Raw genomic sequence first — 20,766 nt, 5'->3', positions numbered from 1 at the left:
GGTCCTACGCCGGCCCACCCGGCTGGTACTCGCCGAAGGCGTCCCGGAGCACGTCGCAGATCTCGCCCGTGGTCGCGTAGGCCTTGACCGCTCGGATCATCGGCGGCAGGAGATTGCCGTCGCCCTCGGCGGCGACACGGAGGGCGTCGAGGCGCTCGGCGACGAGGTCGTCGTCGCGTTCCTCGCGGAGGGCGTCGAGGCGTTCGTGCTGTCTGGCTTCGAGCGTCTCGTCGACCTCCTCGATCTCGACCGGCTCTTCCTCGTCGACGGTGAACTCGTTGACGCCGACGATGATCCGATCACCGGCCTCCTGTTCTTGCTGGCGCTCGTAGGCCACGTCCTGGATCTGGCGCTGGACCCACTGGTCCTCGATCGCCCGGCGCATCCCGCCGCGGTCGTCGACGGTGTCGAGGATCTCGCGGGCGTCGGCGGCCAGCTCGTCGGTGAGCGATTCGACGTAGTAGCTCCCGCCCAGCGGATCGATGGTGTCGGCGACGCCGGACTCGTGGGCGAGGATCTGCTGTGTCCGCAACGCGGTCCGAACCGAATCTTCCGTCGGGAGGCCGACGGCCTCGTCTTTGCCGTTCGTGTGGAGGCTCTGTGTCCCGCCCAGCACCGCGGCCAGTGCCTGGTAAGCGACGCGGACGACGTTGTTCTCGACCTGCTGGGCCGTCAGCGTCGAGCCGGCCGTCTGGGTGTGGAACTTCAGTTGCTTGCTCTTCGGGTCGTCGGGATCGAAGCGCTCCTCCATGATCTCGGCCCACAGCCGCCTGGCCGCCCGGAACTTCGCGGCCTCCTCGAAGATGTTGTTGTAGGCGGCGAAGAAAAAGGACAGCTGCGGAGCGAAGTCGTCGATGTCGAGTCCGGCTTCGAGAGCGGTCTCGACGTACTCGATGCCGTTGCCCAGGGTAAAGGCGATCTCCTGGGCCGCCGTCGAGCCGGCCTCGCGGATGTGGTAGCCGGAGATGGAGATCGTGTTGAACTTCGGTACCTCCTGAGAACAGAACTCGAAGATGTCGGTGATGATCCGCATCGACGGCTCCGGCGGGTAGATGTAGGTGTTGCGTGCGATGTACTCTTTGAGCACGTCGTTTTGAATCGTCCCGCGCAGTTCGTCTCGCGGGACGCCCTGCTGGTCGCCGATGGCGACGTACATCGCCAGCAACACGCTCGCTGGCGCGTTGATCGTCATCGAGGTCGAGACCTCGCTCAGATCGATCCCGTCGAAGACGACCTCCATGTCCCGCAGCGAGTCGATGGCGACGCCGGTCTTCCCGACCTCGCCGGCCGCCATTGCGTCGTCGGAGTCGTAGCCCATCTGTGTCGGCAGATCGAAGGCCATCGAGAGCCCGGTCTGGCCCTGGTCGAGCAGGTACTGGAACCGTTCGTTCGTCTCGGCGGCGGTGCCCATGCCGGCGTACTGACGCATCGTCCACAGCTGTCCGCGGTACATCGTCGAGTAGACGCCGCGAGTGTAGGGCTCCTCTGCGGGGAACCCCAGATCCTCCTCGTAGTCGAGGTCGGCCACGTCTGCGGGCGTGTAGAGTCGGTCGACCTCGCGGCCCGCCGTGTCAGTGGTGAACTGCTCCTCGCGCTCCCCGAACCGGTCGAGCGTCGGCCGGGCGGTCTCCTCGTGCCAGCGCTCTTTCTCGGCGCGGATGGCCGCCAGTTCCTCGGGATCGAACATGGCTGATCTCTCGGGCGGCGCGATCAAAAGGGTGGCGCGCCACGTCTCACTCGATCGGCGAGAGCGACACCGTCAGCCGGTCACCGTGAGAGACACCGTCGATCTCCTCGTCGAGTCGCAACAGTGTGACGCCGTCGTGGGCGTCGATAACGCGGGCCTCGAACTCGTCGGCACGGAGCCGCGTTTCGATCGCGTCGAGTCGGCGCTCGATGTCGGCCAACCCCGGCGACCCTTCGTCCGCTGACTCGTCAGCGCCGTCCACCACTGACTCCGCCGCGTCGTCCACCGCTGACGCCGCCGCGTCGTCGGCCGTCGGCGACGGCGGACTCGTGTCCGCGACCGGCTCGCGCCCTCCAAAGCGCTCGTCGAGGCTGTCGAGGTGGAGTCCCTCGCCGGTCAGATCAACGGAGGGAGTTCGCTCGACCGTCGGGACGGGAACCGACGACGACGAAATGTCCTCGAACAGGTGCCCGGTCATGTCGGTGTTGGCTTCGACGGTTCTGACGGTGCGCTCGGACACCCAGGGCGGTCCCGTCCACCCGCCCCGATCGAACAGGCAGTACTCGTCGGCGTCGTCGGTGGCCCACACGTAACTGTCGTATCGGTCGGTAAAGCGGTCCGCGCCGTCGCTGCGCTGGTGGACGACGACCGCGTGGACCGGGTCGTACGCCGCGACCACGTCGTCGACGACCTCTCTCGTCGGATGATTGCTGAAGACGAAATCGGCCGTCGTGCATCGACCCGACGTGACTGGGTCCGTCCCCCCGCCGGTCACTTGGACGACGAAGGCGTTGGCGTCGGTCCGCAGTTGCTCGAAGAGCCTGCTCGAACTCCCGTCGACCGGCACCTCGGGGCCGGCGATGGCGATTGCACCGTTCTCGACGAACTGCCCCGGATCGTCGAATACGGGGATCGACTCGACGGCGGGAACCTCGTACCCGAGCCGGTCGTACACGTTCGCGACGTGACCCGCGAGTCGAATCGGAACCCGCTCGTCGATCCGATCGAAGTAGTGGCCGAGCCAGTAAGCGATCTGGACGCCAGTGAGCGCGCTGACACAGGCGAGGACCGGTGCTCCGGCCAGTACCCGCTCCGTGATCGACGTGACGAGCTCCGTAGCCGTCGCCTCGAACGAGGAGTTCGTCGCGCCGGTCAGGACCAGCGCGTCGACCGGGAGGTCCGTCGGGAGGCCGGGATACCCCGCCGCCCCGCGTCGCGTGAAGTCCCCGGTGGCCAGGATCGTTCGGTACACGTCGTCGTCCCTGACGGCGAAGAGGAACCCACAGGCACCCGGTGCGTGACCCGCGGGGACCGGATGGACGTGGAGCCCCTCGACGAGGCGCGTCCACGAGGAACACGCGTCGAGTCGGTCGAGGACCCGCTCGGTCTCGGTGATGTCGTAGTACGCCTCTCCCGCCGCTAACACGTCTTCGAGAATTGCGGTCGTCGACGGCGTTGCCAGAATCGGTGCGCCGTCTTGAATCACCCGACCGAGCGACTCGTAGTGGTCGAGGTGGGCGTGTGTCAGACAGATGGCCGTCAGGTACTCGTCGGCCGACCGATCCAACAGATCGTCGACCGTCGCCCCACTGCCGGCGTCGATCAATACGGCGACGGTCTGATCGGGAATCAGCCCCTCGAAACGCAGCAGCGTCGACTCCTTGCCCCCTCGGGGATTCGCGTGTTGATACGTTATGCGCACACTGATTTCACCATCCCACTGGGTCGAAACACTCGGTTCGATAATAAATATGTCCCCCGCAAGCGCCGGTGGGGCGGCCGCGGCACAGTCTCGCGTCGCTGCCGTCGTGGACGACGGGAAGGGACCCAGAACGGACGTGGCGACCGCAGTTCACGCGTCGTCGAGCAGGTACCGGAAGGCCCGCAGCGTGTTGTGACCGGCGTCGGTCAGCTCGACGCGTTTCGAGCGCCCTCGCTCGGTGATCGTGACGTAGCCGGTCTCCGAGAGAGGCGTGAGGACGTGACTGTCGAGCAGTCGGTACTGGCTCTTCCGATTCGCGGCGTCGTGTTCCGCGAGGAAGGGCAGGCCCTCCTGCTCGCCGAAGTCGATCAGCGCCCGCTTGGTCACACCGCCTTCCGCTTCGAGGTGTGCCATGACCGCCACCTGCTGGGGATCGGGATGGTCCATCGGATACGTCGGCAGCTCCGTCACCTCGCGGATGCCCTCGGCAACGTCGCCGTCCGTCTCGGCGGCGTAGCGCTCGGCCCGGACGTAGTACGGCGTCGCGCCCGTCGCCATGCAGGCGATCATGCCGCCGATGGCGGTGACCTTGCTGCCGGTCGCGAGGTTGACGTACACGTCGTGGTCGTCGAGGCGCGTCGCCAGTTCGGCGATGGTCCCCAGCGAGTCGTAGAAGTCGAAGATGTTGCAGTCGATCGTCTCGTGGTCGATGCCCGCGCCGTCCAGGCGCTCACGGACGGTCTCGCTGTAAGAGGGATGAGGCGTCTGGTCGTCGTACGCCAGCAACACGACGCGGTCGGCGCTGAACCGCTGGGCAGAGAGGACGATCCGGTCGTTCTCGTAGCCGACGGGCATCAAGTGTACGCGCTGGGCAACGTCCATGTCTACGGCGTCGACACCCCGGCACAAAAAGACTGTGTCGACAATAGCGACAACTGTGTCGGCCGTCCCGTGACTGTCGCCGCTGTCGTGATAGAACTCTTACCAGATCCCCGAGTGCGATCGACCGTGCCGACAGATCTGACCGCAGTCGACGAGTCGCTCGCGGACGCACTGTCAGCCGAACGAGAGCGCCAGCGCGAGACGCTGACGCTGATCGCCAGCGAGAACCACGCCAGCGAGGCCGTCTTGCGGGCACAGGGCTCTGTCCTGACGAACAACTACGCCGAGGGCCGTCCGGGCGACCGCTACTACGCCGGCTGTGAGCACGCCGACGAGGTCGAACGACTGGCAATCGAGCGCGCGAGAGAACTGTTCGACGCGCCCCACGCCAACGTCCAGCCACACTCGGGCACGCAGGCCAACCTCGCGGCCTACGAGGCCCTGCTGGCACCGGGTGACCGCATCCTCTCGCTGGAACTCTCCGATGGCGGCCACCTCAGCCACGGCCACGACGCGACCGCGGTGGCGACCCACTACGACGTAGCCCACTACCACGTCGACCCGGAGACCGGCCGGCTCGACTACGAGGCCGTCACCGAGCGCGCTCGCGAGGCGGACCCGGACCTGCTCGTCTCTGGCTACTCTGCGTATCCCCGGCACATCGACTGGGAGCGTCTGCAAGCGATCGCCGAATCGGTCGACGCCGTCCACGTCGCCGACATCGCCCACCTCACCGGCCTCGTCGCCGCCGATCTCTACCCCTCTCCAGTCGGCGTCGCCGACGTGGTGACCTGTTCGACGCACAAGACGATCCGGTCGGGCCGGGGTGGCATGATCATGGCCAGCGAGGAGTACGCAAAGGCGGTCGACCGAGCGGTGTTCCCGGGCTGTCAGGGCGGCCCGCTGATGCACAACGTCGCGGGCAAGGCCGCAGGCTTCCACGAGGCTCTCCAGCCGGCGTTCGAGTCGTACGCGGACCAGATCGTCGAGAACGCGACCACCCTCGACGAGCAACTGTCCCAGCGCGACTTCGATCTGGTCTCGGGCGGCACCGACGTACACTTCGTCCTCGTGGACTTCCAGCAGAGCCATCCCGATCTCACCGGTCAGCGCGCCGAAGCAGCCCTCGAAGACGCCGGCATCGTCTGCAACAAGTCGACGGTCCCCGGCGACCGGCGCAAATCGACGGTCACCAGCGGCGTCCGCCTCGGCACGCCCGCGATCACGACGCGGGGCTTCGACGCCGACGCGACTCGGCGGCTCGCCGAGGCCATCGCGGACGTGCTCGACGCGCCCGATGACGAGACCGTCCGAGAGAACGCGGGCGAGGTCGTCACCGACCTCTGTGATCGGTTCCCAGTCTACGAATAGCGGCCCCGAACGAGCCGACTCTACCGCCCAGTGTCGTACTTGTAGGTCGCCTCGTCCGGATGTGGACCCGAACGAGCCGAATCTACCGCCCAGTGTCGTACTTGTAGGTCGCCTCGTCCGGGTCGATCCCGAAGTCCTCCGGCCCTTCCTCCGGCTCGGCTTCTTCGTCGGCACCAGGGGCGGCATCCTTGAACGCGTCACGGAAGCGCTGGGGCAGCTCGAAGCGGTCGACGGCCAGCCGGACCGGCACCGCCTCCGGCTGGATGTTCTCCTGTTTGGTCGCCAGTCGCTCGCGGAGTTTCTCCGGCAGCTGAGCCACCTCGATCGGTTCGAAGCCGAACTGCTGGAGGTAGTCGGCTTCGTCGGTCAGCGAGTACACCTCGTCGAAGCCCTGATCCCCGGCGTACTCGACGAGTCGTTCGATGACGTGTGCGCCGACGCCCTGACCGCGCCAGCTGTCGAGGACGCCGATACTCGTCAGCTCGCAGATCTCCGTGTCGTCGGTCCTGTGGATCCGGATGCGGCCGAAGCCGGCCTTCTCGTTGTCCGCCTCGTCGATCGCGATGACGTAGTCGCGGGACCGAAACGCACTCGCGTCGAGCCCCATCTCCTCGATGTGATCCAGCAACCAGACCTCCTCTCGGTTTTTGGCGTCTCGGACGTACATGCTCGGCTCTAGGCCGGCCCGAGTGAAAAGGATACGGTCACCCGCGTCGGAACGCCCGTTGGCTCACATGAACTGGCCGAGGCCGGTCTGTTCCTGGCCGGACTTGACCTCGTCCCACGAGATGCCCATCGCTTCGAGGATCCTGGCGATCGGACCCTTCAGCGTCTTGTCGAGCATCTTCTCCCAGTCGACCTCGAACTCCTCGGGAATCTGGTCGGCGAACTCGAAACAGATCACGTCCGGATCGCGGCGGAACTCGCCGTACAGCGGATCCTCGGCGGGATCGAGGCCCTTCTCGGCCTCGATCCGCTGGAAGAAGTCGTCGTGAACGCGGTCGAGGTAGAGCCGTTTGGGTTTCGAGCCGCTCTGGAAGTTCGTCCCCAGCAGCATGTTGGCGTACTTCGCCCCGCGCACCTGGGCCGTGTCGGTGTCGTAGCTGTCGAGTTTCTGGCCGATACCGCCGGGGATCCCGATGTCTTCGGGGTCGACGTTGCCGGCCTGGTAGTCCTCGATCACGTCGTGGACGTACTCCTTGATCGTGTCGGCGTCCTCGCCGTGGACGATCATGTCGATGACCTCCTTCTGGACGCGCTTGGTGATCGGTGCGATGTCCGAACGCTGGTACTCGAAGCCGGTGATGTCGATGTCGTCGACGTCTTTGCCCTCCTTCCAGACGATGTGGCCGGCGTAGCGCTTCTTCTTGCCCGCCTGGAAGAAGCGCCGATAGAGCTTCTCGAACTCGATCTGGAAGCGGTGAAACTGCGCGTTGAGTTCTTCGAGGGCAAAATCGTCGTAGGCCTCGTTGATCGTCTCTTCGAGTTCGAACCCCTTCTGGATCGTCGCCGCGACGGTTTCCAGTTCGCCGTCGTCCATCTCGGGGTGTTTTGCCCGCATCTCGTCGGTGACCACAACGTCGCCTTCGACGTCGTCCGGGCCGATGTCTCCGACCTGTAGCATGACGCTGTCAGTATCCCCGTAGACGACCTCGTACCCCTCTCTGGCGACGACTTCGTCGGTGTAATCGATCACCTTGCGACCGGTCGCCGTGACGGCCGCCCCCATCTCCTTGTCGTATAGACGGAACCGATCCCATCCGAGGACACCATAGAGCGACTGACCGACGAACTGGAATTTCCCGTTCCGCCCGGCGAGCAGAGTGTGGTTGTCCTCAACTGTGACACAGTGAACACCGTTTTCAGCCGTGCTTTCACCGCCACTCCGGTGCATCCGGAGCGTGTTCTTGCTGTCTTCGGTGACGTAGATGCGGTACGTTCCACTGTCTTCATTGTAGCTGGCGGTGAGTCCGAGATGGGCACAGAGTCGTAAGACATCGTCGCGGAGCCGTTCACTTGCAGTGCTGTAGCGCCAACTGTTGGTCTGCCAGTCCCCGTCGCCAGCGATAAGCGTATCAAGGAAGGTCCGTTTCTGTGCTTGGCTCGTTTCGAACACGAACTCGGGAATCCGCTTCTCGAAGCTGTCGCTACCACAGAGCCGTTCGAAGAGATCACCAAGCAGTTTCGAAGTGAACTGGTACCCTTTCTCGTCGACGTACACATCGAACCCCATGCCGTCGAGGAGGCTGCCTATCCGTGTGTGGTCGTCACCAGATCCTCCGTCCGGGACCGCATCCTGTGCAATGTTCACTGTTGTTGAACTACCTCGGAAATGGTCACCAAACTGCTTATCCGCAGATGTGTAGATGCTTCCTTCGGTGATGTACCACGCCAGCAGTTCGAGGAAGTCGTCACCGTCGTAAAACCGCGGAATCCACTTGCGACCGCGCTCAGAGTGGACGTAAAACCCTGAACAGCTCTCATCAATATACGCACGGTGCTCCCGGAACGATTCGGCGTCAAACACGTAGCCAGTCCCGTCTTCACCCTGCTTTTGCATCTTGTCCGGACGGTACCCAACCTCTGCGGCAAGAGTATGTCCGTGGTCGTCGTTATCACACCACACCTCGAACGCACCGTCAAGGATGTCGACGAGATCCACCTCGTTGAGCCGCTCACCGTCGGGACCGTCCCAGTCGTGGGGCAGTTCGTAGTTCGTCGCTCGATCGAGTTCGCCCGCTTCGACGAACCCGTACTCGTCTTCGGTGATCCCGTTGGTCTCGTTCTTCCGGACGAGCATCCGGTGGTTCGGCGTCACTCGGAAGTCGATCTTACTCGTCTCGATGTCGACGAGGTCGCCCCGATAGTCGGGGTAGTCGTGGGTCTCGACGACCGGCTTGACCTCCATGCGCATCGTTTCCGGATCGAGAGAGTACACTTCGTCGCCGACTTCGAGATCCGTGATGTCGCGAACGCCCTCGGGCGTGACGACCTCGGTGTCCGGCGTAAAGCAGTTCATGATCACCTTCACCGCCGCTTGTTGCCGGTCGTAGCGCTCGTACGCCGCTTCCTTTGGGTCGTGCTCGTTTCGGAGACTCTTCTTCTCCTCGCGCTCGCTGAGGAGTTCGTCGACCATCTCCCGGATCGCGCCGTCCGGTTCCTTCCGGAAGTGGGTCCCGTTGGGCGCGCGGTAGGTGTCGCCGTCGTAGGTCTCGGGATCGACTTTGGTTTCGGGGCTCGCGTTGGTCGTCACCATGCACATCGGATACAGCGACTTCAGGTCAAGCACCGTCACGTTCTCTCTGACACCGGTGATGGGGTCGAACACGGCCCCGCCCTCGTAGTCCTCGCTCTCTTGCTGGCCCTTCGAGGGGAGTGCGAACTCGCCGTGGAGCTTGTGCAGGACGTACATGTCGACGGCGTCACCGGGCGTGGTGGCGTCTTCGAGCTTACAGCCGACGAAGGTCCGGACCTCGTCCCAGAAGGCGACGATGTCCTGATCGCGGTCGAGTTCGACACACAGCTCCACGTCCCGGAGGTTGTACTCCAGCAGGCGTTCGGGGTCGTCCTCCCAGAGATCCCCGATGTCGCCGGGATAGCGTTCCTTTCCGACGCCCAGTTCCACCTCGCCGACGGCGTCCAGCCGATAGGAGTCGAGTTCGCTGAACTGGGTCCGCTGATAGGCATACAGGAGGTCGAAGACGACCCGACCCTTGATGTCGGGGCCGCCCCAGCCCGAGCGCCAGACTTCGTTCACTCGTGAGAGGCGGTCGATACGCAGGTCGTAGTCGTGGTGTGGACCCTGGAGTTCCTCCAGTCGGTCGAGGAAGTACGGCGCGTCGAAGTCGTCGAAGTTCCACCCGCTGAGGATGTCCGGGTTCGTCTCGTCGATGTAGTCGACGAAGGCCTCCAGCATCGCCTCCTCCTCGGTGAATCTTCGAATCTCGGCGTCGATCTCGCCCTCGATAGGCTCGTAGTCGGGGAGAGAGTCCGGCCCTTCGATCCCGTCGGGGGCCTCGTACAGCCAGAGGACGTACTCGTCGCGGTAGGAGTCGTGGCTCGTCAGGCAGACGATCGGCTCCTCGCCGTCCTCGGGGAACCCCGAGCGGTCGTCGACCTCGATGTCGAAGACGTTGACTCGCGGTGTCGCCTGCACGTCCGCGGGCGCGACCTCCGCGTGATGGACCCGGAGACTGCCGTCGTCGTCCTCTCTGAGCGGGACTTCGACACCGCTGGTGAGCCCCTTGTCGATGAGAAACCGGTTGGGAAACAGGATGTCGGCCTCGTAGTGGTCAAACTCGTCGCGGATCTGTCCCACGTCACGGGGCGTCCGACCGAAGATCTTGACGAGTCGCTCGCCTCGGATCGACTCGTAGGGATCGCCGTCTGCGTCGGTCTCCTCCCAGCCAGTGATGCTGTCGTAGCCTCGCAGTCGCTCCTCCGTGACGTTCTCTGCGGGCGCGTAGAAGTACGGTCGAAAGTCGTAGATGCGGGCGTGGACGGCGTCCTCGTCCTCGGTCCGGCCGAAGACGTGGATGATCGGGTACTCGTCGTCGCCGCGCCCCTCGATGGTGTAGTCGATCTGGGTGACGGCCATCGAAACCGTCTCCTCGACGTCCTCGAAGAGTCGATCGCTGGCGTCGACCACGTCGGCAGTCGACGCGCTCGTGCCGGCGACCGCTGCTGCCTCTTGGGCAACGTCGCGCTCGTCGTCAGTGTCGTCGCTGTCGACGAACGCGCCGAGGTCCTGCTGGCCCTGCTCGCTCATGATGTGGCGTCGTTCGGGATGCCCGATAAAAACTACGGCGGTCGGCGATCCACGGCCCAACGTGTCGCTCGAATCGCAGGACGAAAGTATGGTCACGGCCAGAAGGTATATGGTAACTCATCGCATACCTACGTCTGAGTCCCTATGTCGGACAACGCACACGCAGACGAGCGGGACAGCGCGGAGAAGCGACGCTCCGAACCCGGACTGCCGGCGGCAGTAGAGACGACCGAAACCTACGAGACCGACGAGGGGACAGTGTTCTACGACGCCGAGAACCCGCTCGCGTGGCTGCAGACGGACACGGCGGTCACCCTGACCGAGCGCGTGTAGGCCAGGGCGAACCGCTTTTGGCCGGTGGGACGAAAGCCCGGACGTGAGCAGCGACGAGCCCGACGATAGCGCCGCGAACGAGGGGCCGACGCCTCCCTCGGTCGACGGTCCCGACCCCGAGCAGATCGGTCCGGGAGTGCCGACCGCCCCCGGGACGGAGACCGATCCGGAATCGATGGGGCCGGAGATTCCCGACCCGCCGGAACCGGGGGCGGCCGACGCCGACGCCGAGAGCGTCCGCCTGTTCTGGAAACTCGTTCTGGTGTTCAACGTCGCCGTCTTCGGCCTCGCCGTCGGCCCGATGTTCGCGTACTTTCTGGGGGACTGGGACCGCGGCCTCCAGATTTTTGCCGTCGGTGCGCTGGCGCTCGTGTACGGGCTCGTCAGGTACTACGGCTTCCACCGGGACCGGCGGGAAGACGCTCAGTGAGACCGTCGCCACCGGCGGCGCTCGGTGCTCGCCCACGCGATATGCCGACGCCGCGTGTGGACTGCTCGTCCGAAGACAACACAACACCTACACGCGTTCCAGCCGAACGGTGACCGATGCGAACTGTGGAAGACCGTGAGGGTGATCGGTATCTGCTGGTCGAGCAGTCCAGCGAGTCGAGTCTCGTCCGCGATCCGGCGACCGGCGAGGAGCGCCACCTCCCGAACGACGCCCTCGAACCGGTGACGGAGACGAGCCCGCTCTCGACGGCGGCAACTGCGGTGTCCGAGCCGCTCCGTCGAGTCGTGACCGCCACACACGACGACCGCGCGCTGGGACTGCTGGTGACACTCGAAGCGCGCGGCCCGACCGACGTGCGCGTCCTCCTCGATCGGTACGAACTGTGCGAGAGCGATCTCCACGGCCTGCTGGCGGAGTTTCGCGCTGCCGGGCTGGTCACGGAAGCGGACGTGCCGGGCGGTCGCGGGTACGACACCACTGTGGTCGCCAGCGAGGCACTGGCGACGCTGCGAGGCGACTAGTCGGCGGCGTCCGCGACGACGCCCGCCTCGACTCGCCGTGCCGTCGAGCGGTTGGTCGTCGAGTCCTTCTCGACGCGGACCAGCGCGTCGGCCGCTCCGACGAGTTCCTCGTCGTGGCTGACGACGACGATCTGCTCGACGCCCACGTCGTCACGCATGAACTCGATCAGGCCGAGCAGCCGTGAGACGTGCCCGGAGTCGAGAAAGACGGTCGGCTCGTCGAGGATCAGCGGCGGCATCGGTGCGGCCCCCTCGATCCCCTCGGCCAGCAGGCGGTAGATCGCACACCGGAGACTGAGGTTGAACAGCGCGCGCTCGCCCCCCGAGAGCTGCTCGGGATCGAGCGCCTCGCCGTCTTTCTGGTACACCGTCAGCTGGTACTCCCCGTCGAGTTCGATGTGGGAATAGGAGTCGTTCTGGTAGACCAGATCGAACACGTCGTTGAGCATCCGTTCGAGCGTCTCGACGTTGCGCTGGCGCAGCTCCGCGCGGACGGTGCCGTACATCGACTCCAGCTCCTCGGCTTCCTCGTACAGCGTCGCGAGCTTCTCGACGGTCGCCGCCAGTTCGTCGCGACGGTCACGGAGCTCCTCCAGGGCCTCGATCTCGTTTTCGACGGCCCCGGCACTCGCCTGTAAGTCGTCGCGTTCGGCCCGAAGTTCGTCGAGCTTCTCGTCTGCCTGCTGGATGTACTCCGTCGCCCGCTCGCGTTCCGCGCGGGCCTCCTCGACGTTGGCGTCGTCGAACTCCGCTTCGAGGGCGGACGTGCGCTCTCGCTTGTCGGCGAGTCGCTCGCGGCGCTCGTCGTTGATCTCGCCTTTCTGCTGGCGCTGCTCGCGCAGTCGTTCGAGGTCGTCCTCACAGTCCTCGACCGCCGCGAGTAGCGTCTCGATGCGTTCGAGCCGTTCCAGCTCCGTCTTGCACTCCTGGCGCTGCTGATTGCAGTCGGCGACAACGTCGCGACACTCCTGGGCCGCTTGCTCGGCCTCGGTGGCCGCCTCGCGCTTCTCGTCGGCCTCCGACGCCAACGCCTCGGCGTCGGCCCGGAGCTGTTCGATCCGGTCTTCCTCCTCGTCGAGCCCCGACTCGCGGTCCTCGATCAAGCGCGTAACGTCGTCGCGTCTCGTCTCCAGGGTCTCGATCTCGGCCGCCGTCTCGACGAGTTGCTCGGCTCGTTCGAGTCGCTCCTCGCGATCCCTGACGGTCTCGCGAGCGTCTTCGAGGTCACGCTCGCGTTGCTCGATGCGTTCGCGCTGCTCCTCGATCCCCTCGACGTGGGGCGAGTCCGCCACGTCTTGCCCGCACTCGGGACACTTCCCCGCTTCGAGGAGCTGCTGGGCCTCGGCGACGCGCTCGCGTTCGCTTTCGAGCGTCGTCTCCAGCTCCGTGACCCGCTGGTGTGCGTCTTCGAGCGTCGACGCGACCTCGTCGCGGTGGTCTTCGACGCCGTCCCGATCCACCGGTGCGTCCTCGAAGCGGGCCGCGAGCGTCTCGATTCGCTCGTCGATCTCGTCGAGTTGCCCGCGCCGTTCCCGTACGTCCTCGCGGGTGTCGGCCAACTCGGCTTCGAGCCGCTCGGCCTCCTCGCGTTTCTCCGTGGCTCGCTCGTCGAGAGTCGCGGCGCTCTCGCGCAGTGACTCGGCCTCGCTGCCGTGTTCCGAGGCCGCGACCCGCTGCTGTTCGATCCGGTCTCGCAGCTCGTCGTCGCGGGCGGTCAGTTCGTCGATCCGGTCCGAGACGGCCTCGGAGTCGGCGCTGTCGAGGGCGCTCTCGGCGACGGCCTCCCGGAGTTCCGTCTCGCGCTCGCTCAGCGTCTCCTTGCGGTCCCGAATCCGCTCGTCGATCTCGTCTCGCTCCCGTTCGGTTTCGGCGATCGTCTCGCGGAGCTCGTCGATCTCGGCTTCGAGTTCGTCGAGTTCGGCCTGTCTCTCCTCGTAGTCGTCGATGATCGACTGGGCGTCGTCTCGGGTCTCGGCTGCCCGCTCGCGCTGGCTTTCGATGCGTTCGATCTCCTCGCTGGTCTGGGCGATCTGGCTCCGGAGTTCGTTGAGACGGTCGTAGAGGTCACGCTCCTCCTTCTCGGCGATCTGCTCTTCGAGCTGGCCCAGCGCGCCCTGTTTGTCGTCGCGGACGCGACCGATGCCGACGCGGGCGTCGCTCGCCCGTTCGCGGTACTCCTCTAGCTTCCCGAGCTGGAGGAGGTCGTCGAGCATGTCCTGGCGCTGGCTCGGCGAAGCGTTGATCAGCTTGTTGACCTCGCCCTGCCTGACGTACGCACAGTTGACGAACGCCTCGCTGTCCATCCGGAGGAGTTCGGTGACGCGGCGGCGGACGGCGCGAGCCCCGTCGAAGCTCCCCTCCGGTGTTTCGAGGACGCACTTGGCGGTCGTCGCTCGCTCGCCCGTCGCCCGGACGCGGCGCTCGATGTGGAAGTCGCCGCCGCCGTGGCTGAACCACAGCTCGACGGTCGCGTCGTCGGCCCCGATCGAGACGATCTCGTCCAGGGTCTCGTCGAGGGCCTTGGTCCCGTAGAGCGCGAAGAAACAGGCCTCCAGCAGCGAGGACTTCCCGCTGCCGTTGAGGCCGTGGATGATCGTCACGCCGCGGTCGAGCCGCAGGTCGGCCTCGCCGTAACACTTGAAGTTCTCCATCCGGACCCGAGAGATCCTCATCGAATCACCTCTCGGGAGGCGGTGTCGTCGCTCACAGGTACTCCCCCATCGTCGACTGGTCGTCCGGGTCCGCCGACCCCGTCTCGCCAGCGGCGTCGGCTGTCTCGTCCGTCGCGGAACTTCGGTCGTCGGTCGGCGCGTGGCCGCCGTCGGCTTCGGTCTCCGGGTGCGCGCTCTCGGCGTCGGCACCGTCGAAGACAGCCAGATCGCCCGCTTCGACGAGGTCGGCGACGCGCTCTTCGACGGTGTCGGCGACGTTCGAGTCGGGGACCTTCGAGGCGCGAATCGTCTCGTCGATGTCTCGGGCTGCCTCACTCAGACCGAGATCTCGCACGCGCTCGTGGACGGCCTCGTCTGGGTCGGCGAAGCTCACCGCCACCTCGCGTTCGTCGGCGAACTCCCGGTGGTCGGTGACGCGCGCGACCAGCGCCCCCTGATCGAGTGCGAACTCCTCGATGCCGGCCGGCGTGATCGGCTCGCCCTCGCCGTCGACGTGAACGATCACGACCGCGTCGGTCAGATCGTACTCGCCGACGCGCTCGCGGACGTGTTCGAGCCCCTCGTCGCCGGCCAGTTCGACCTCGACGAAAATGAACTCGCGGGTGTCGAGTCCCCGGCGCGTGATGGTCACGTCGCCGTCGAACGTGACGATGTTGTACCCCCGGTCGTCGCGCTCGTCCGCGCTGGCGCGCTCGGTCGATCCACAGTAGGTGAGCCACGTCTCGTCGACCTGCTTCGTGCCGGGCGTGTGTTCGTCCCCCAGCAGGAGCGCGTCGAAGTCGACGGTGGCCTCGTCGACGATCGCCGTCGCGTCCCAGGTGCCGTAGTCGAAGGGCTGGAACTGGCCGTGACTGACCAGCGCGGCGTGGTCGGCCTCGTGGGACGCGAACTCGTAGTCGAGCGCGTCGCGCTGTGAGCCCGGGACGTAGTCGAGCCCGTAGAAGGCCGTGTCACCGATCACGCGCGGTTCGTCGTCGAGGCGAGTCGCCAGCCCCAGCGACTCGTAGAGATCGAGCCACTGGGCGTCGCGCTTTGCCTCGTGGTTGCCGACGACGGCCAGGAACGGGATGTCGGCGTCGTCGAGTCGCTCCAGTACGTCCAGCGTTCCGAGCACGTCCGTGAGCGTCGGTCGCCGGTCGTGAAACAGGTCGCCAGCGTGGACGACGGCGTCGGCCCCCGAACCGATCGCGTCGTCGACGACCTGTCGGAACGCGTTCAGGAAGTCGTCCCGGCGCTCGGGCACGTGGTACTGCTGGTACCCGATGTGGGTGTCGCCGGTGTGTATGACCCGCGTCATCTGTTCTCGACTTCGGCACCGTCGCCTAAAGAGGTTCCGCGACCGGGGTGAAACTGATCGCCCGACGCAGCGGCTCGGTACCGACGGTATGCGGCCAGCGTCTCGCGTCCGCGCTGGCTGGCGGCGCTGACAGACTCCTCGGCCGCCTCGACGGCTCGTTCGAGGTCCGTCAGTCCGCCGTCGTCGACGAAGGCCGCGGCCGCCGCCAGATCGTCGAGTGCGTCGGTCGCCCGTTCGATCGTCTCCCTGTGCTCGGCCTGGAGGGCGGTCGGCGTCGCGTCCGAGCGGTCGGTCTCGTCAGTGTCCGCGAGCGCACGGAGCCGCGCTTTGACTGTCGCTTCGTCGGTCACGAGGCGGGCTGTGGCGCGTTCACACAAAAGGTTGTGGCCCGTTACTGCTCGACGGTCAGGGTGTAGATGCGCTTCCGTGCGTCCGCGAAAGAGAATCGGGAGTCGACGGCCCCCGCCTCTTCGAGGCGGTTGAGCGCGTAGCGGACGGTCCGTGCGGGCAACAGCGTCTCCTCGGAGAGCTGGCTCTGCGTGAGCGTTCCGTTGTACTCCAGGACCTTCGCGACGAGTTTGGCACTCGGTGGGAGTTCGCGGACCGCGTCCCACTCGACGGTCGTCGGCTCCGATGCACCACCGAGTCGATCGAGTTCTGACGTGCTCATGCTACTTCACCGTTGGAAATACAGAGTGATAATATTTTCTGTTCTATTTTATAATCTACAGTAATCAAACGGTGGCGAAGAGGGAAACACCTGAGACGGCAGATATTCGGCGCGAGACGGTCCAGAAACGGTGGAGTCAGAACCTGACCCGACCCGAAGCCTCATAATGGCTGACCCGCTAGCGAGTGGTAATGACCGACACCGTCGACGAGGTCGATCTGCCGTACGACGACGACGACGACGCGTCCCAGCAGGAGAAAATCGAGGCGTTACAGGAGCGCCTCGAAGTGCTGGAGGATCAAAACGAGGAGATGCGCGACAAGCTGCTGGACGCCAACGCCGAGAACAACAAGTACCAGCAGAAGCTCGAACGGCTCACCCACGAGAACAAGAAGCTCAAGCAGTCGCCGCTGTTCGTCGCCACCGTCCAGGAACTGACCGACGAGGGCGTCGTCATCAAGCAACACGGCAACAACCAGGAGGCCCTGACCGAGGTCACCGACGAGATGCGCGACGACCTCGAACCGGACTCCCGCGTCGCCGTCAACAACTCCCTGTCGATCGTCAAGCGCCTCGACGACGAGACCGACGTGCGGGCTCGCGTGATGCAAGTCGACCAGAGCCCCGACGTGACCTACGCAGACATCGGCGGGATCGAAGAGCAGATGGAGGAGGTCCGTGAGACCGTCGAACTCCCGCTGAAGTCACCCGAGATGTTCGAGGACGTGGGGATCGATCCGCCCTCCGGCGTGCTCCTGCACGGCCCGCCCGGCACCGGGAAGACGATGCTGGCGAAGGCCGTCGCCAACCAGACCGACGCGACCTTCATCAAGATGGCCGGCTCGGAACTGGTCCACAAGTTCATCGGCGAGGGGTCGAAGCTGGTGCGGGACCTGTTCGAACTGGCCCGCAACGAGGAGCCAGCCGTCGTCTTCATCGACGAGATCGACGCCATCGCGGCCAAGCGGACGGACTCGAAGACCTCCGGCGACGCCGAGGTCCAGCGGACGATGATGCAGCTGCTCAGCGAGATGGACGGCTTCGACGAGCGCGGCGAGATCCGTCTCATCGCCGCGACCAACCGCTTCGACATGCTCGACCGCGCCATCCTCCGCCCCGGCCGCTTCGACCGCCTCATCGAGGTGCCCAAGCCGGACTACGAGGGCCGCAAACAGATCTTCCAGATCCACACCCGCGGCATGAACGTCGCCGACGACGTGGACTTCGAGCGACTCGCCGGTGACATCGACGAGGCGTCGGGTGCCGACGTGAAGGCGATCTGTACGGAAGCGGGGATGTTCGCCATCCGTGACGATCGCACCGAAGTCCGGATGGGGGACTTCACCGACGCCTGGGAGAAAATCGAGTCCGAAGAGAGCGACGCCCAGGACGTGTCGCCGACGTACGCCTGATTCTGCTGACGTTCGCCTTCGGAGCGAGTCGCCACCGAGCGGCGAGACTCGTCGCGACGTTCCAGCCGGTGAGGTGAGTTCGCCGGAACGTCTTTGCTCGCTCGGTGTCAACGGAGCCGTATGGACGCACTCGATCGGTTCGATGAACCGCCCTGGCTCGCAGCCGTCGCGACGACGATCAGCTACGGGCTCGTGCTACTGGTCGTCTTTCTGTTGCTGTTCGTCGTGCCGTACGCGCTGCTGTCGTGATCTCGGCGTCGTGACGTTCACATCCCCATGTCGGCGGCTGCATCCGGTACCGGGAGGTCGTGGGGACCGACGCCGAGGAGTTCGGCGGCGTGGTCCAGCGCCATGTCGAAGCCGTAGTAGCGTTCGAGTTCGTCGCCGTCGGCGGTCGGTCTGACCTTGAGCATGGCGTACCCATCAGTGTTCTGCGCGATCGCGGCCGTCCGCCCGTCGCGATCGTATTCGAGGACGCGCTCGGTGTCGGTCTCGCGATACCGTGCCGTGATCCCGTCGGCTTCGGCCACGTCGTCTGTCATCGTCGGCCCTAGGGACGAGGGGTAGTCGAAACTATCGGTCGGTGCGTGCCAGAACGGAACGCTTGTGGGCCAGAGCGCCGAGCCACCGCCCGTGAGCGTTCGCCTCGTCGCTCGTGCCAGCAGCGACGCCAGACAGTGGTTCGAGCGGCGATTTCGCGTCGACACGCGCGCGCTGGCGAAAGTACCCTGCTCCGACTCCGGAGCGGAGACACCGAACCGCGCCGGGCAGCGCTCGCGGGCTTCCTCTGTCAGCGCTGGAATCGCACTCACGAGCGGGGGCTCGAACGGGTCGGCCTCGTGTTCGTCGCCGAGCCGACGCGACTGAACGGGACGGACCCACAGCGCCGAGAGGCGCTGGGGACGTACTCGTGTCGGTCCGCGGCCGAGAAAGGCAACAGTCGAGTGTCGCCCGTGCCTCGGTGAACCCATGACGAAGTGGCTCCAGAGCGGTCGCCGCCGGGACATCTGTATCATCCTCGCCGGCGAAGACGGACTGAACGGCCAGACGCTCAAGACGCGACTGGAACGACACTACGACGAGCGGATCGACCCAAAGAGCTTCTACGGCGGCCTCTCGGCGATGGTCGACAGTGGATTCCTCCAGAAGGAAACCGAAGGGATCGCCGACGAGTACTCGCTGACCGAGGCGGGCGAGAACAGGCTTCGCGAGCAGTTCGAGTGGATACGCGGGCAACTGGGCGAGACGGACGGGTGAGACCGCCCGCCTCTGTCAAGGACAATTTCTATCTGACGGGTGGCCGATGGTCGCCACATGACTCTGTCTCGCTCCGCCCTCTACGCGAGTCTCGACGCGCTCCCGTTTGCCGCCCTCGGGACGCTCGCGGTGTTCGCCTTCGGTACCGCTGGCGGTCTGTCGTCCGAAGCAGTCGGCGCGACCGCCGCGCTCGTCGGCGCTGCGCTCCTCCTCGGTCTCGGGACGATCAGCGCCAACCGACACCAGACAGAGGGGAAGCCGTTCTACTTCACGCGGGCCGTCGTCGTCGAGGGACTGCTCTCGTTCCCTTAGTCGAGCAACTGGTCGGCGATCGTGTTGCGCAGCACTTCGCTGGTCCCCTCGTAGATCTCGTTGAGCTTCGCGTCGCGGTAGAACCGCTCGACCGGGAAGTCCTTCGTGTAGCCGTAGCCGCCGTGGATCTGGATGCCCTCGTTGGCGACCTCGCGCGAGACCTCCGACGCGTACAGTTTCGCCTGTGCGGCCTCCTTGACGAAGTTCTCGCCGCGGATCTTCTTGTCCGCGGCCTTGTGCATCAGCATCCGGGCGGCCTCGGTCTTCGTGTCCATGTCCGCGAGCTTGTGCTGGATCGCCTGGAAGTCGCCGATGGGCTGGTCGAACTGCTCGCGCTCGCCGGCATAGTCGAGCGCCTCGTCCAGTGCCGCCTGGGCGATCCCGACGCCGCGGGCGGCGATCGTGATCCGGCCGCCGTTGAGCGTCTTCAGCGCGTGGACGAACCCGCGTCCCGCCTCGCCCAGCCGCCGGTCTGCGGGCAGGTGCATCTCGTCGAACCGCAGTTCCGCCGTCGGACAGCCCTTGTCGCCGAGCTTGTGTTCGGTGCCCTCGACGTGGAACCCGTCGTCCTCTTCGGGCCGGACGACGAACGACGAGATTCCCTTGTTGCCCGCTTCCGGGTCGGTCTTGGCGAAGAGCACGACCGTATCTGCGACGGAGCCGTTCGAGATCCACAGCTTGCCGCCGTCGACGACGTACTCGTCGGGTTCCCCTCCCTCGTGTGGATCGCCGCCGACCGGCTTCGCCGTCGTCTCCATGGCCGGCACGTCGCTGCCGGCACCGGCCTCCGACAGCGCGAACGCGCCGATCTCCTCGCCTTCCGCGAGCGGCGTGAGGTACGCCTCTTTCTGGGCCTCGTCGCCGAACTCGTAGATCATGTTGCAGGCCAGCGAGATGTGGGCCGCGACGACGGTTCCCAGCCCGCCGCTGCCCCGAGCGATCTCTTCGAGGGCCATCGCGTAGGCGTGGTAGTCGAGGCCAGCGCCGCCGTGCTCCTCGGGAATCGGCATCCCCATCAGACCGAGCTCCGCCATCTGGTCGACGAGATCCTGCGGGAACTCGTCGGTCTCGTCGATCTCGGCGGCCCGCGGGACGACCTCCTCGTCGACGAACTCGGCGACCATCTCCCGGATCTGGCGCTGCTCCTGGGTGGGGGCGAAGTCCATACACCGATGTTGCGAGCCTCGGTGCTTCATACTACCGGCTGTAAATCTGTGAACGATTTCGCCACCCCGGGTGGCGAAGATCTTCACGACGTTACAGCCGGCAGTATCAGTGTTGCCCAGCGGCGGCACCGTTCGCGGAGATCGCTCTGGCCGACCGGGGAGACGGTCCCTCTCATACGGAAAGTTGTAGGTCTTTACCAGATCGACCGCACGCCGTCGTGCGGTCGACTGGGTAAACGCCTACAACCGTCCGTATCATACTGCC

The 20,766-nt window shown here is 65.7% G+C and carries 19 protein-coding genes; 8 read left to right on the top strand and 11 right to left on the bottom strand.

From position 1 onward, the window contains the following. Nucleotides 1-4: 4 nt before the first annotated feature. From HALKA_RS0111385 to HALKA_RS0111375, 3 genes are all read right to left on the bottom strand, one after another. Nucleotides 5-1,687 (bottom strand): acyl-CoA mutase large subunit family protein, encoded by a 1,683-nt coding sequence (locus tag HALKA_RS0111385; protein WP_018258114.1) that lies wholly within the window; start codon nt 1,685-1,687, stop codon nt 5-7. A gap of 46 nt (nt 1,688-1,733) precedes the next feature. After that, entirely contained in the window at nt 1,734-3,389 is a 1,656-nt protein-coding gene (locus HALKA_RS0111380; RefSeq protein WP_018258113.1) for an MBL fold metallo-hydrolase, read from the bottom strand. Between the two features lie 150 nt (nt 3,390-3,539). Beyond that, nucleotides 3,540-4,271: an HFX_2341 family transcriptional regulator domain-containing protein gene (locus HALKA_RS0111375; RefSeq protein WP_026190282.1), complete on the bottom strand. Its 732-nt coding sequence runs from the start codon at nt 4,269-4,271 to the stop codon at nt 3,540-3,542. Nucleotides 4,272-4,397: 126 nt separating this feature from the next. Here HALKA_RS0111375 and glyA point away from each other — a divergent pair, with 126 nt between their 5' ends. Continuing rightward, nucleotides 4,398-5,642 carry a serine hydroxymethyltransferase gene (gene glyA / locus HALKA_RS0111370; protein ID WP_026190281.1) on the top strand — a complete coding sequence of 415 codons (1,245 nt, stop codon included), beginning with the start codon at nt 4,398-4,400 and terminating at the stop codon, nt 5,640-5,642. Nucleotides 5,643-5,724: 82 nt separating this feature from the next. On the opposite strand, the gene HALKA_RS0111365 is transcribed toward glyA, so the two are convergent. Both HALKA_RS0111365 and HALKA_RS0111360 read right to left on the bottom strand, forming a co-directional pair. After that, the gene (locus tag HALKA_RS0111365; RefSeq protein ID WP_018258110.1) at nt 5,725-6,309 is read right to left on the bottom strand and encodes a GNAT family N-acetyltransferase; all 585 of its coding nucleotides are present in this window, start codon (nt 6,307-6,309) and stop codon (nt 5,725-5,727) included. A gap of 63 nt (nt 6,310-6,372) precedes the next feature. After that, nucleotides 6,373-10,410, bottom strand: coding sequence for a DNA polymerase domain-containing protein (locus HALKA_RS0111360; protein WP_018258109.1), 4,038 nt, complete (start codon nt 10,408-10,410; stop codon nt 6,373-6,375). A gap of 144 nt (nt 10,411-10,554) precedes the next feature. Here HALKA_RS0111360 and HALKA_RS0111355 point away from each other — a divergent pair, with 144 nt between their 5' ends. The 3 genes from HALKA_RS0111355 (at nt 10,555) to HALKA_RS0111345 (ending at nt 11,715) form a co-directional block, all read left to right on the top strand. Next, nucleotides 10,555-10,743 (top strand): DUF7331 family protein, encoded by a 189-nt coding sequence (locus tag HALKA_RS0111355; RefSeq protein WP_018258108.1) that lies wholly within the window; start codon nt 10,555-10,557, stop codon nt 10,741-10,743. 43 nt (nt 10,744-10,786) lie between these two features. After that, nucleotides 10,787-11,173, top strand: coding sequence for a DUF7322 domain-containing protein (locus tag HALKA_RS19510; RefSeq protein ID WP_018258107.1), 387 nt, complete (start codon nt 10,787-10,789; stop codon nt 11,171-11,173). Nucleotides 11,174-11,289: 116 nt separating this feature from the next. Further along, nucleotides 11,290-11,715, top strand: coding sequence for a DUF7346 family protein (locus HALKA_RS0111345; protein ID WP_026190280.1), 426 nt, complete (start codon nt 11,290-11,292; stop codon nt 11,713-11,715). On the opposite strand, the gene rad50 is transcribed toward HALKA_RS0111345, so the two are convergent. The 4 genes from rad50 to HALKA_RS0111325 are packed head-to-tail and all read right to left on the bottom strand — an operon-like array spanning nt 11,712 to nt 16,354. Further along, complete coding sequence (gene rad50, locus HALKA_RS0111340) at nt 11,712-14,387, bottom strand: DNA double-strand break repair ATPase Rad50 (protein ID WP_026190279.1); 2,676 nt, start codon at nt 14,385-14,387, stop codon at nt 11,712-11,714. The genes HALKA_RS0111345 and rad50 overlap by 4 nt on opposite strands. A 31-nt stretch (nt 14,388-14,418) precedes the next feature. Next, nucleotides 14,419-15,684, bottom strand: a complete 1,266-nt coding sequence (gene mre11 / locus HALKA_RS0111335) for a DNA double-strand break repair protein Mre11 (RefSeq protein WP_018258104.1) — start codon at nt 15,682-15,684, stop codon at nt 14,419-14,421. Then, nucleotides 15,681-16,034, bottom strand: a complete 354-nt coding sequence (locus HALKA_RS0111330) for a DUF7966 family protein (RefSeq protein WP_018258103.1) — start codon at nt 16,032-16,034, stop codon at nt 15,681-15,683. The genes mre11 and HALKA_RS0111330 overlap by 4 nt, the downstream gene beginning before the upstream one ends. 41 nt (nt 16,035-16,075) lie before the next feature. Continuing rightward, nucleotides 16,076-16,354: a MarR family transcriptional regulator gene (locus HALKA_RS0111325; RefSeq protein WP_018258102.1), complete on the bottom strand. Its 279-nt coding sequence runs from the start codon at nt 16,352-16,354 to the stop codon at nt 16,076-16,078. A gap of 191 nt (nt 16,355-16,545) precedes the next feature. Between HALKA_RS0111325 and pan1 the strand changes: the two genes are divergently transcribed. Beyond that, a complete protein-coding gene (pan1, locus tag HALKA_RS0111320) occupies nt 16,546-17,766 on the top strand; it encodes a proteasome-activating nucleotidase Pan1 (protein ID WP_018258101.1) in 1,221 nt (406 codons plus the stop codon). Between the two features lie 120 nt (nt 17,767-17,886). Next, entirely contained in the window at nt 17,887-18,015 is a 129-nt protein-coding gene (locus HALKA_RS22145; protein WP_018258100.1) for a hypothetical protein, read from the top strand. 17 nt (nt 18,016-18,032) lie between these two features. Here HALKA_RS22145 and HALKA_RS0111310 read toward each other — a convergent pair whose 3' ends face one another. Next, entirely contained in the window at nt 18,033-18,308 is a 276-nt protein-coding gene (locus HALKA_RS0111310) for a DUF7111 family protein (RefSeq protein ID WP_015763852.1), read from the bottom strand. A 427-nt stretch (nt 18,309-18,735) separates the two neighbouring features. Here HALKA_RS0111310 and HALKA_RS0111300 point away from each other — a divergent pair, with 427 nt between their 5' ends. Both HALKA_RS0111300 and HALKA_RS0111295 read left to right on the top strand, forming a co-directional pair. Continuing rightward, nucleotides 18,736-19,023 carry a PadR family transcriptional regulator gene (locus tag HALKA_RS0111300; protein WP_018258098.1) on the top strand — a complete coding sequence of 96 codons (288 nt, stop codon included), beginning with the start codon at nt 18,736-18,738 and terminating at the stop codon, nt 19,021-19,023. A gap of 57 nt (nt 19,024-19,080) precedes the next feature. Beyond that, complete coding sequence (locus tag HALKA_RS0111295; RefSeq protein ID WP_018258097.1) at nt 19,081-19,335, top strand: hypothetical protein; 255 nt, start codon at nt 19,081-19,083, stop codon at nt 19,333-19,335. On the opposite strand, the gene HALKA_RS0111290 is transcribed toward HALKA_RS0111295, so the two are convergent. Continuing rightward, nucleotides 19,332-20,501, bottom strand: a complete 1,170-nt coding sequence (locus HALKA_RS0111290) for an acyl-CoA dehydrogenase (protein ID WP_018258096.1) — start codon at nt 20,499-20,501, stop codon at nt 19,332-19,334. The genes HALKA_RS0111295 and HALKA_RS0111290 overlap by 4 nt on opposite strands. Nucleotides 20,502-20,766: the final 265 nt, after the last annotated feature.

The organism is Halomicrobium katesii DSM 19301 (genome assembly GCF_000379085.1).
In the GTDB taxonomy this organism is placed as follows: Archaea; Halobacteriota; Halobacteria; order Halobacteriales; family Haloarculaceae; genus Halomicrobium; species Halomicrobium katesii.
This window is presented reverse-complemented; position numbering and strand designations above follow the sequence as displayed.